8 protein-coding genes are annotated in these 12,762 nt (G+C 35.9%); all 8 read right to left on the reverse strand.

What is annotated here, in order from left to right:
• Positions 1–119: 119 nt before the first annotated feature.
• The 8 genes from B0A68_RS06655 to B0A68_RS06690 all read right to left on the reverse strand — a co-directional run bounded on the left by B0A68_RS06655 (position 120) and on the right by B0A68_RS06690 (position 12,606).
• Positions 120–599: a DUF1203 domain-containing protein gene (locus tag B0A68_RS06655; RefSeq protein ID WP_035689067.1), complete on the reverse strand. Its 480-nt coding sequence runs from the start codon at positions 597–599 to the stop codon at positions 120–122.
• A 146-nt stretch (positions 600–745) separates the two neighbouring features.
• A complete protein-coding gene (locus tag B0A68_RS06660; RefSeq protein ID WP_035689070.1) occupies positions 746–1,309 on the reverse strand; it encodes a DUF2911 domain-containing protein in 564 nt (187 codons plus the stop codon).
• Between the two features lie 166 nt (positions 1,310–1,475).
• Positions 1,476–3,287, reverse strand: coding sequence for a glycoside hydrolase family 2 protein (locus B0A68_RS06665; protein WP_035689073.1), 1,812 nt, complete (start codon positions 3,285–3,287; stop codon positions 1,476–1,478).
• 26 nt (positions 3,288–3,313) lie between these two features.
• Entirely contained in the window at positions 3,314–4,201 is an 888-nt protein-coding gene (locus tag B0A68_RS06670) for a hypothetical protein (protein WP_123947484.1), read from the reverse strand.
• Between the two features lie 48 nt (positions 4,202–4,249).
• Entirely contained in the window at positions 4,250–6,586 is a 2,337-nt protein-coding gene (locus B0A68_RS06675) for a glycoside hydrolase family 2 protein (RefSeq protein ID WP_240475315.1), read from the reverse strand.
• 99 nt (positions 6,587–6,685) lie between these two features.
• Positions 6,686–7,864 carry a glycoside hydrolase family 88 protein gene (locus B0A68_RS06680; RefSeq protein WP_035689079.1) on the reverse strand — a complete coding sequence of 393 codons (1,179 nt, stop codon included), beginning with the start codon at positions 7,862–7,864 and terminating at the stop codon, positions 6,686–6,688.
• Between the two features lie 204 nt (positions 7,865–8,068).
• Complete coding sequence (locus B0A68_RS06685; protein WP_035689082.1) at positions 8,069–9,586, reverse strand: RagB/SusD family nutrient uptake outer membrane protein; 1,518 nt, start codon at positions 9,584–9,586, stop codon at positions 8,069–8,071.
• 17 nt (positions 9,587–9,603) lie between these two features.
• Complete coding sequence (locus B0A68_RS06690) at positions 9,604–12,606, reverse strand: SusC/RagA family TonB-linked outer membrane protein (RefSeq protein ID WP_035689087.1); 3,003 nt, start codon at positions 12,604–12,606, stop codon at positions 9,604–9,606.
• Between the last annotated feature and the right edge of the window lie 156 nt (positions 12,607–12,762).

A 12,762-nucleotide genomic window follows, 5' to 3' on the forward strand; every position in this document is an offset into this window, starting at 1 on the left:
AGCATTCTTTGCGGTTAAATTCATTCTTAATTTTATAGCTCCACAGGTTTCCATAACCCGTAGTTTCAACCACGGGAATGTAGATAATGATCGTTTAATTACGTCCCAATTGCCACTTATTATATTCTTTCAATTTTGCAAATAAAGCAACAGGCTTCTGAATTTCTAGCATGAAGATATTCCACATTATTTTCAGTTTCAAAGATTTCAGAAATTAACTGGTCAACATCATTGTCGCCAACCAGTTTCGTAAAAATCATTTTTTGTTCTTTATTATAACCAATTAGTGATAAAGGAAAATTTTCTTTATCAGCTTTTATTTCGGGTGGGAAATTATAAATATCTAAATATTCTTCGACCTCATTTTTATGAATAAATATTGGTCCGGATTGATTAAAAGCATTGTTTTTTGAGAATGGACTGTAAGCAAAAACCAATCTGATGTCTTTGCCAATATTAAACGGTTTTAGCGAAACTCTGCAAGGACCTTTTCCAGATGCTGACTGCTCATATATTTGATTGCCGAAATTATCTGTATTGGTTTCACGAATTTTGCGCGCAAATTCTTTTGTAAGCGGAACAATCTTAAAATTTCTCATAATTTTTGTGTTTTAAATTTGATCAAATTTATATATTGTTCGTTTTGCTTAAAACACGTTTCTTGCTATAATGTATTTTGCTCAACATATAAATAAAAAAAGAGACCCGAAAAAAGGTCTCTTTTAAATATCGAAAAAACGATTAATTATTTTACTGTAATCGGAAGTTCAACTGTTGTTTTATCCCATCCAATAACTAGATTTGCAACGTTATCTTTTGTAGTAAAAGCAATTGATAAAGCTTCGATTACATCAGAAACTGGTTTAACAGGCACAGAAACTCTTACAAGATCTTTCTTTTCGTCGTAAGCATAACCACCCCATAAATCCAATTCTTTATTGATGATGATAGTCCATTTGTCTTTTTCAGGAATTGCAAACAAACTATAGCTTCCTGCAGGAACTTTTACACCATTGATTGTTACCGCTTTGTAGAATTTGATTTCTGTATTTTCGTTAGCACCAACTCTCCAAACTTCACCAAACTTAATTAAATCACCAAAAATAGTTCTTCCTTTTACAGAAGGTCTAGAATAAATAACCTTAGCAACTGGTGCCGGCGTATCTGTTTTTTTGAATTTTACTGATTTATTTGGGAAATAAGCAATATCAACCGGACTTGCATCAAGCGGAGCAAATTTTACGACATCTTGAGCCTGAACTGTAAAGGCAGCAAATAAAGTAACTGCCAATAAACATAATTTTTTCATAGGATTACAATTTTTAGAATTACTACAAAGTAAGTTAATAATGAAGAAAAATCATATAATTACAGTTTGTTTTTTGTTAATGAATTGATAACAGTTTTATGTTTAATTTAAAATGAGATAGAAAGCTTTGTATTCTTTCACTTGTCATTTTGTAGAAAAATAATTTTTAATACTCTTTTTTCTTCTGAGCATACCAATCCTGCATAATATAAAAAGCCTTCTTTTTATTTCCGTCGTTAGAAATCAAACCTTTTCTGTTGTATTCGTCCTGAATTCCGGGAAGTAATCTTCTTGGAGATCTAAAATCAACCAGAATCCATGGGCTTAAGCCGCTTAGATGAGGTATTTTTTCGATCATTTTAAGATTCTGAATGTATAAATATTCCTGATATTCCTCTGTCCAGCGTTCGTTTTTTTCTCCGTGAAAACCTTGTTTAGCATCGCCTCCAAATTCAGAAACAATTACGGGTTTATTGTATTTGGTTTTCCAGAATATTTTCTCGGCATCTTCCAGTTTCCCGCCATACCAGCCCAAATATTGATTAAAAGAAATAATATCCAGATATTCTCCAATAGCATCATTTATAGTTCCAAATCCGCTGTCGGTCTGCGTTAATAATGCAGCGCTGATTAATCTGGTATTGTCCAGCGATTTGGTATGAGAAACCAGATTTTTGATAAATTCATTTCTGGCGTCAGAAATTGGCGTTTCGTTTGCCATTGACCAAATGATGATACACGCTCTGTTTTTATCTCTCGTAATAGCTGAGGTAAGTTGATTTTGGGCATTATCGTAAGTTTCTTTTCTAGTAAACTCAACAGTCCAGTACACGGGAATCTCTTCCCAAACCATTAATCCCATTTTATCAGCCGTTCTGATGATGTTTTCATTGTGCGGATAATGCGCCAGACGAACGTAATTGCAGCCCAGTTCTTTTGCCCAGTTTAGTAAACGCAGTGCATCTTCTTCAGAATTGGCACGGCCTCCTTTTGCATTTTCTTCATGAATCGAAATTCCCCTCAAAAAGATTTGTTTTCCATTTAATAAAATCTTGTCTTCCTGAGTTTCAATCGTTCTGAAACCAATATTGTCTTTTAATTTTTGTCCGTTAAAATCAATTGTAACATCATATAATTTCGGATTCTCGGGTGACCAGTACGAAACGTTTTTTACCGGAATTTCAAAATTTAAAACTCCGTCTGCACTCACTTTTCCTTTATAATTGAGCTTTAATTCCGGAATCGAAATCGAAGCCTGATTTTGTCCCGCCGTTAAATTGTTGATTTTAATAAAACCAGCAATTTTATTTTTATCTTTTTTGTTTAATTGAATCATGTAATCTTCTACAAAAGAGGCTTCTTCTTCAATCAAAGTAACATCTCGTGTAATTCCGCCATAATTCCACCAATCTGTATTAATCGTCGGAACATCTTCTTTATGACGCGTATTATCAACTTTAATAACCAAATAATTGTCTTTTGGCTTTACGATAGAAGTAACTTCATAATTAAAAGGTGTAAAACCTCCTTCATGAGTTCCTAGTTTTTTTCCGTTCAAATAAACATCTGCTTTATAATTGATCGCTCCAATGTATACAAAAAGACGTTTTTTTGCGGTCAGATTATAATCAAAAGACTTTTTGAACCACACATTTCCTTCGTAATATTTAAGTTCAGGAACCTGAGAATTCCAATCTCCGGGAATGTTTATTTTTGGCGATTTATCAAAATCATATTCTACCAATTCCTGTTTGTTTACAGCGTGGTAATTATTAAAATAAGCAGCATTATTTGGCTTTGCCTGTTTGTCGTAAACATCGTGGTGAAAACTGTAATAACCTGTTTCGTAAGGATCAACAATGTAATTCCAAACACCGTTTAAGGAAGTCGTATTTCGGTTCGGGACATTTGAAATCAAGCCTTGAGCCTGTCCAAAAACCGAAAAGATTATTAGTAAGCAGAGGAGTAGTTTCTTCATTTGTATTTTATTTTGTGGTTTCAATTCTAGTTAGATTCGTTAGATAATGCAGTTAATTCCTGTATGCTGAAATCAGAAAACCGGATAGATTCATCTTTCATATTTGCGATATCTTTTAAGCTGCGGTAAATTCCCCATTTAGGTCTAATGAATGAATTGGCAGTATAAACGATTCCTTTTTCTGATGTATATTTAGTACGAATGGTTTGAATATCAGTGTTTTTATAGTTCAGCAATGCAGTTCCGTCCTGTACTTTTTTTATTATGATTGAATAAGTTCCGTGTAAACCAACCGTGATGGTTTCTACAGCTTCAACCCAAACTTCTTCAAACAAAGACATATTTACATTTTGGTATTTTATAGCTTTTGATGCTTGATTCTTTACATAAATCAGTTCTAATTTATTTATGCCTTTTGCCGTTTTTCTTAAAGTCAAAGTAAATAAAGGAAGAGCATCGTCGCCGTCTACAGCTTTTATCTGATGAATATGCGTAAAATAATTTGTAGGTTTAAACCCGTTCGGAATTTTAAAACGCCATTTATACTGCACAATCTCACCAATAGTTCCCTTTACATTATCCGGAGACGATGCGTACGATTTTATTTCTACACGCTGTCTGTCCGTTTTGCCTTTAACAGGTTCATTGTCCGGTGGTGTCGATTTTACGTGAGAATAAAATTCAAAGACATTTTTCTTTAGATCGGCATCAAACACTTTTACAATATGGCGTCCAAATTCAGGATGTATAGAATCTGGAACTTCGACAGCACCAAACGGTACGGCGGGTGATAAAACAGCCGTTATAGTTTCATAAGTTCCCATACCATTTGGACCGTCAGCATTTAATGTTACTTGGGCATTGCCTGCAAAACAGGTTAGTACTAAAATCATGTAAAAAAATAGAGTCTTCATAAGTGATAATCTAATTATAAAATATGCTCAATCAGTATCAAACAAAACTTAATAAACAGGAATTTTCAAATATTCTCCTTTAAAACTCTGGTTTAAAACCGTCATTTCAATCGGGGTATTTGAACCGTTTGGAATAACTTCTATCGATGCTTTTCCATTTGCCATTTTAATCGATTCACTTCCTGTTGGTGTTCCTTGATTTTTCATGGTTTTCCCGCCTTTCAAACATTGAAAATAAACACTTTCTTCATAATCCAGACAGCGCAGATTATTGTTGTCAATAGCAATTGCTGTTACGAGATAATGACCATTTTTCATTTTTTCTGATGATAATTTTAAGGAAACCGCCGTATCATTTTTATTGAAACGGTAATTAACTTTTATAGTATCAGAAACCGTTTTTCCGTTTTGGGTTTTTCCAATAGCAATCAGTGTATTTTCGCCTTTAAAAAAATTAACATCCCAAGTTAAGCCATTTGCGGGATATAGCGAAAGATTTCTCTGTTTTTCTCCAAGAGATTTCCCCTGATGAAATAACGTAACCTTCGCACAATTACTGAAAACGCTGATTGTTCGTGGCGTATTTTCGGGACCTTGGCGATCTGTCCAGGTATGTGATTCGATATAGGTGAAAGGTTCTTTGCTCCAATAACTTTTAAAAACATAAAAAGCATCTTTAGGATTTCCATTTCGATCTGCCAACCCTTTTTGATTCATGTACGGAATATCATCTTCTGGTCGCAATGGTGTCGCAAAATCCTTAAAAGCCCATTGAATGTTGCCCACAAAAGCAGGATCATTCTCAGAAACATGCAGATGCCAGTCAAATAAATCGACGATATAATTTTCGCTCCAATCGCCAATCTGGGCAATATTGGCCACTTTTGTTTGTACAATCGCCTCTTCCCAGCCTTCTGCTTTTATAACGCCTTCTCCGGTTACGGGATTTTCGCTGTGACGTCCCACATGGCTGTCGCCTCCATATTCTGCGTGAATAAAATGTTTGTATTCTTTTTTGTAAACATCAATCGCTTTTTGGTAACTCTTATAACTTCCAGAATACCAGCCGGACCAAATAGACGGCGAGAAAACATCTACAATATGCGAGCCTTCATAATATTTTCTGATTGCTGTTTTTCGCGTAGGATCCAGTTTGTGTGCAATATCATTGAGTTCTGTTAAAAAGACATTTGTTTTCTCCGTATTATCTCCATCTGGAAAATCCGGAAGCCAATTCATTTCATTGCCTAAAGACCAGATAATAATGCTGGGATGATTGTAATTTTGAGTGATCATTTCTTCCAGCATATTTTTGGTGTTGGTTTTCCAAAGTTCATCGCCAATTCCGCCTCGGCACCACGGAAGTTCATCCCAAACCAAAAGCCCGAGTTCATCACATGCTTTATAAATTTCGGGATCCTGAGGATAATGTGCCAGACGTACAAAATTGGCTCCCATGTTTTTAATCAGTTCCATATCGGCACGATGCTGTGCGTTTGACATTGCTGCACCAACTCCGGCTTGCTCTTCATGACGATGTGTACCTCGAAGCAAAAGCCTTTTTCCGTTAAGGTAAAACGGACCGTGATCTTTAAATTCAAACCATCTGAAACCTGCTTTTTCGTTAATGCTGTCTTTAATCTGGTTTTTCTCTGATAAAATTGTTGTAACAGTATATAAATTAGGGTTTTCTGTATCCCAAAGAACTGGGTTTTGGATGTTTTCGAATGTAATATCTACTGTTTTTCCTGAAACTGCAACTGTCTTTTCTGCTATTTTTTTTCCTTTCGGATTTTTTAAAGTAACATTTAATGATAAATCTTTTACATTATCAATATTGATTACCGAAGCAAGAATGTTTAAAGAAGCTTTCTTTGCCGAAACTTGCGGCGTTGTGATCTTTAAATTGGCAATATGGTTTTTGTATTTAGTCAACAACCAGACATCACGCGTGATGCCGCCATAAATAAAAAAGTCACTTTTTTGAGACGGAATAATTTCAATATCATAACTATTATCAACCCGAACAAAAATATCGTTACTTCCTTCTTTTATTAAATTCGTAATATCAATAGTGAAGCCAGTATAACCTCCAATATGAGTGCCGGCTTCTCTGCCGTTTACATAAACTTTTGTGGTGATATTAGATCCTTCAAAATATAAAAAATACTGCTGCTTTGGGTTTATTTTGGCTATACTTAGTTTTTTTTGATACCAGCTTGCGTCACGTCTGTAACCGGGATTTAAGTCGGTGGCATCTTCACTGTTCCAGCTGTGCGGTAAATTTATCGGAGTCCAGTCTGCGTTTTTTTGAGCCTTGCTGAGCTCTGAGGTGTTGTTTTCTAGATAAAGCCAATTCGTATTGATGTTTGTTTTAGTTCGCATATCCATATTAGTCTGAGCAAAAATAGTACCCAGGCAACACTGAAAGACAAAAATGAAAACAAAGAAAGACGTATAGCTGCGGGATCGTTTTCTCATAAATTACAAGTCTTTTTTTCTTAATAATGCTTCCAGAAAATAATAATCAGAATAGATTATAGGTTCGTCAATTTCGTCATGTTTTGGCCAGTTTCCGGTGCTGTGATCCAGAATAAAAGGCGCGTTGATTTCTTTGTTTAATATGTAGTTCTCTGAGTGTAAGGTGTTGATTATTTTATCGGCATAAGCCAGATAATTTTTATTTTTAGTAAAACCGTAAAGTTCATACAAAGCAGAAGCTATAACTGTTGCTGCAGAAACATCGCGTGCCGAATTTGGAATATTAGGATCTTTAAAATCCCAATACGGAATTCCGTCTTCAGGCAGATTTTTATTCGTCATAAAAAATTGTGCAGTGGCTTCGGCCTGATTTAGATACGACTGATTTTTTGTATATCGATAAGACATAGTAAAACCGTAAACGGCCCACGCCTGACCGCGTGCCCAAACCGAGTCATCATTATATCCCTGCAAAGTAGTTTTCTTTCTTACAGCTCCTGTATTGGGATTATAATCGATAACGTGATAACAGCTGTTGTCTGCTCTAAACTGATTTTTTAAAGTGGTATTGGCGTGTTTAACTGCGATATCATGATATTTTGGGTTTCCTGATAATTTTGATGCCTCAAAAAGCAATTCCAAATTCATCATATTATCGATGATAACGGGATAATCCCAAATGTCTTTATTAAAATCCCAAGAACGTATGGCGCCCGTTTTTTCATTATAACGAGAGCATAAAGTTTCAGCTCCTCTGATTATGATTTTCTCGTAGGCTGCGTTTTTTTCGACTTTAAGGCCTTCGCCAAAAGCGCAGTATACTTTAAAACCTACATCATGAGAACCGTTGTTTACGCTTTCTTTTTTGCTGAAGAGAGTCCATTTTTCTGCTTGAATTTTATAAGCTTTATTTCCAGTTAATCGGTACAACTGCCAAAGATTTCCGGCAAAAAAACCGCTTGTCCAGTCTTTTGAAGGTACTTTTTTTATAGTATTTGTTTTAATGGTCATACTTCTCGGCATCGACATTGAATCTACCGGATAATCCAATAGCATTTTGTATCGGCTTTCCAGAAGATGATCGGCGTTTGAGGTAATTTTTGTCTGAGAATTATTAATTCCGGGCTTGCACGCTGCCAGCACTGCAAACCCTAGAATTAAAGTGAAACTAACTTTATTCATACTAATTAATCTAATGTTTTTACAACGGGAAAAAATTTTAACACATAGAGACATAGTTTTCAAAGCGTAGAAAGGCGCTTCACTTTCTATAAACAAACATAGCTATGTTTAAATGATGAGTCATTTTTTATTCTCTAACTTCAGCAGAAATAAAAAATCTATGTTTCTATGTGTTAAAAAAACGTATCCAGTTAATCTACTTGTTTAGTAACCAGGATTGTTTGGTTTTAAATTTGGATTAATAGCCAATTCTGTTCCCGGCAAAGGCCATAAATAATCTTTTTCCGGATTAAAATTGGCATGCGGTTCTAAACCTGACGGACCAAATACCTCCGGACCATTTTTTAACCTTTTAATGTCGTACCATCTCACGTATTCAAATGCAAGTTCTAATCTTCTTTCATCAATAACCATTTTTCTAAAATCGGCTTTTGATAAACCTGGCGTTACATTGGCAGGAAAAGAAACCTGTTTTCCTGCTTTGTTTCTTGCTCTTGCGCGAACACGGTTTACATAACCATCGGCTTCTGTTGTTCCGGGAGTAATTTCGTTTAGAGCTTCGGCAGCCGTCAGCAGTACTTCTGCAAAACGCATGGTGATATAATTGTGCTGAGAAGTTCTTCCGTTTGCACCTGCTTTTCCGGGAAAACGATAGTATTTTGCAATATGCGGACGAGGTGCTTTTTCGTTGTCGCTTGAAGGATAAATCTGCAGAGAACCGCCTGGTCCGGTTTTCTTTCTAATGATGGTATCAAAACTTACAGCTCTTCTATAATCTCTTTGATCCCACGTGTTGAATACTTTTAAAGAAGGTACGGCAACAGAAAATCCCTGTCCGTAACTGTAACTGTCATCTTTTAAGGATCCTGTAAAAAATGCGGTATAATCCTGACCGTAATTTCCTGATGTTAAGTTGTTAAAGTCAATTGTAAATAAAGGCTCTTTTAGCGATGCTGTTTTTGTCGCGTTAAATAAATCCTGAAAATCGGCATCTAATCCCAAACCAAATTTTGCTTCATTTGTAATCACATATTTAGCTTCGTCATACGCTTTTTGATAATTTCCTAAAGTTAAATAAACAGAAGCCAGATATCCTGCGGCGGTGCCTTTTCCGGGAACGGCTTTTACTTTTGGTTTGTCTTCCAGCCATTGTTTTGCAAATTCTAAGTCGGCTATGATTTTAGGATAAACATCGGCTTCTTTTGTTCTTTTTAAAGAATTAACCTGAGAAACATCATTTACAATAAAATCAATGTACGGAATATCTCCAAAAAGACGCACCAAATGGTAGTATGTAAAAGCTCTCGCAAAATAAGCCTGAGCGACAATTGCATTTACTTTTGCAGGATCTCCCGGTGTTTTTTTGGCACCTTCGATAGCCTGATTTGCTGCTGTTATAATGACATACGACTGCGGCCAAAAGTTTGCTACAAGTGCGTTTGTATCGTTCATAGACATATCATTTACATCGATACGCGCAGCTTGTGTAGTTCTGTCACCAATATCTGCCATATCATCGCGAAGCATTAACGCAATTGTAAATTCTCTTCCCCAATAATTATTGTGGGCAATGTTGGCAAAACTTCCGTTTACTGCCGCCTGCAAATCGTCTGTGTTGTTAAAAAAGTTTTCGGGACGAATAACTCCCACCGGATGTTCTTCTAAATCTGAACATCCTAAAGCGAACATTCCTAAGAAAAGAAAAGCTATATATTTTTTCATAATAGTATCGTATTAAACTAAAATTTTACATTAAATCCGAACGTGAAGGTTCTCACATTTGGGTAACTTCCATATTCCAAACCTAAGTTGGTGTTACTTCTGGCATTGCTGTCATTCAGATAACTCGTTTCGGGATCTGAACCCGGATAATCTGTAATTGTCCAGATATTTTGTGCACTGATGTAAAAACGAACTTTACTCAATCCCATTTTTGAAACTATTTTTTCGTTTAAACTATAGCCAATCGAAATGTTTTTTAGACGAATGTAACTTGCATCATACACAAATCTTGAAGTAACTCTTTTGGTTCTTGCCGCGTTTGCAGGAACGTTGGTTTCAGTATTGGTTGGTGTCCAGGCATCCAGAACTTCTGTTGTGGCATTATTATTTCCTGATGCTAATTCCATCAAAGTATAATTTAATACCTGATTGCCTTCTGAACCTTGAAAGAAAATGTTTAAATCGATATTTTTGTATGTGAAATCATTATTGAAGCCGAAGATGAAATCTGGATTTGGATTCCCAATAATGGTTTTATCGTTCGAATCTAATTTACCATCACCGTTTACATCTTTAAATTTTTCACCGCCCGGCGCCGTTTCAAAATTCCCCGGCAAAACAGTTTGTCCCTGCTGAATTACACCATCATAAATAAATCCGAAGAAAGAACCTACCGGCTGTCCAACTCTCAGAATCTGAGAATCTGTTGCTAAGAAATGACCCGGCGTGGAGTTGATTAAAAGGTCTTTATTGTCGGCTAATTTTAGAACTTTATTTTTGTTCGAAGAAATATTGAAACTGGTTGACCATGTAAAATCTGCTCCTGTGAAATTTTTAGTGTTGATGCCTAATTCCCATCCTTTATTTTCTAATTCTCCCACATTTTGAAGCTGCGAAGCAATTCCGGAAACTCCTGGTAAAGGTCTGTTGAACAATAAATCTTTGGTAATTGTTTTATAATAATCTGCCGTAATGCTGATTCTGTTGTCAAACAAACCTAAATCAATTCCGTAATCCTGCTGATAGGAAGTTTCCCATTTTAGATTCGGATTGTCTAAGGATGTCAGTTGAACGGCATTTACAATTACGTCGCCGCTCACATCGTAAATTTCTGAAAATCTCGAAAGTGTAGAGTAGGCGCCAATAGAAGGATTTCCTGTGGCTCCGTAACTTGCTCTTAGTTTTAGATTAGAAACCGTTTTATTATCCTTTAGGAAATTTTCTTTACTGATGTTCCATCCAATTGCTCCAGAAGGAAAAGTTCCGTATTTATAATTTTTACTAAAACTCGAAGAACCGTCTCTTCTGGCTGTAAAGGTTAATAAATATTTGTCATCATAATCAAAATTCAATCTTCCGAAAGCAGAAATTAATTCGGTTTCAGATAAATTAGAATCGGGTTTTAAGAATACTGTTCCGGCGCCCAAATTGCGGTATGAATTGGTATTAGTCAAAAATCCCCTAGAAGCAGCATACGAACTTTCGTTTTTATTCTTTTGATAAGAGTAACCTCCCAAAACGGTCAGAATTCCTTTGCTGATAATTTCACGTTTAAAAGTCAAATAATTCTCTGTTAAGAAAGAAGAAAATCTAGTATTGTTTACAGAAGCTTCTCCTTTAATGTTTTTTCCGGCAATTAAAGTAGACGGAATAAATCTTCCGGTCTGCGAATTATTATCGGTTAAACCTAAAGTAGTTTTAAAATTCAGATCTTTTGTAATTTGATAAGAAGCAAAGAAATTGTTTCTGTTTACGATCGAAACCGTTTCCAGAATATTCTCCATTGCCGTTGCATACGGATTGTCAATATCATCACCGATTGGCGCTGTCGAGGTAAAAGTACCATCTGTATTATAAATTCCTTTGTCGGGCATAAATCGGTAAGCCGAAGCAATTACACCCGCAGCTCCAGTACCGCCGGCTCCCGTCTGGCTGATAATTCCTTCTTTGTTTTGTTTGCTCGAAAAAGTGTTTAAACCTACTTTAAACTTAGAACTTAAATCAGCTTCAAGATTGCTGACGATTGTGTATTTATCAATTCCTGAATTAATAACAACTCCATCCTGATTGTAGTAATTTCCAGAAACATAATATCTCATGGTATCAGATCCGCCTGAAAAGGAAAGATTTGTATTCGAAATCATTCCGTCACGATAAATTACATCCTGCCAGTCTGTATCTGCCGGTCCCTGAGTATGAGTCGTAAAACTTTTTCTATACGCCGTAAACTGGTCCGCATTTAATAAATGCAATTTGTTATTTACAGACTGTACAGAAGTAGAATTGCCAAATTCGATTACTGGTTTTCCCGGTTTTCCTTTTTTGGTAGTAACCATAATTACCCCGTTAGAACCTCTTGATCCGTAAATGGCAGTTGCAGAAGCATCTTTAAGAACCTCTATAGAAGCAATATCCTGAGGTGCAGGCATTGCGACACCTGCAAAACCGTCTACGACAACAAGCGCATCACCGCTGGCATTAATAGACGTTCCGCCGCGCACTCTGATTTTTACAGGAGCGCCGGGCTCGCCTCCGTTATTGGTCTGTACCGCTACACCCGCAGCACGTCCCTGAAGCGCTTGTTCTGCATTTAGCAAAGGATAAGCAGTTAATTCTTTTGCAGTTACAGAAGATACAGAACCCGTAATATCACTCTTTTTACGTGTGCCGTAACCTACTACGATTACTTCATCCAGATTTTTGGTATCGGGTTTTAAACTTACGTTAATAACAGTTTTGTTTCCAATAGGAACTTCTACCGTCTGGAAACCTACAAAGTTGAAAACCAGCACAGCATTTTTCTCAGAAACAAAAACACTATAATTTCCATCCATATCTGTAGATCCTCCAACAGAAGAACCTTTAATGTAAACATTGGCACCAGGAAGTCCGAGTAAGTCTTCGCTTGAAGTAACTTTTCCGCTGACTTTTTTCTCCTGTGCATTCAGAACAATATTGGCTAGTAAAAAATACACCAGCAAACACCATTTAAACGAGTTGATTTTTTGGTTTGTGAACATTCATTTTTTGGTTTAAGGTTAATGTTAGATAAAATAAAAAAGCAATAAACTCATTCCTATTATGACCATTACAAATAGAATCTGCAGTAATAAAAATTTTGTTTTTTTGATTTTCATACGACAAATGTATAGGGCGCAAACGATATAGAAATACAA

Source organism: Flavobacterium reichenbachii (assembly GCF_002217435.1).
Taxonomy (GTDB): domain Bacteria; phylum Bacteroidota; class Bacteroidia; order Flavobacteriales; family Flavobacteriaceae; genus Flavobacterium; species Flavobacterium reichenbachii.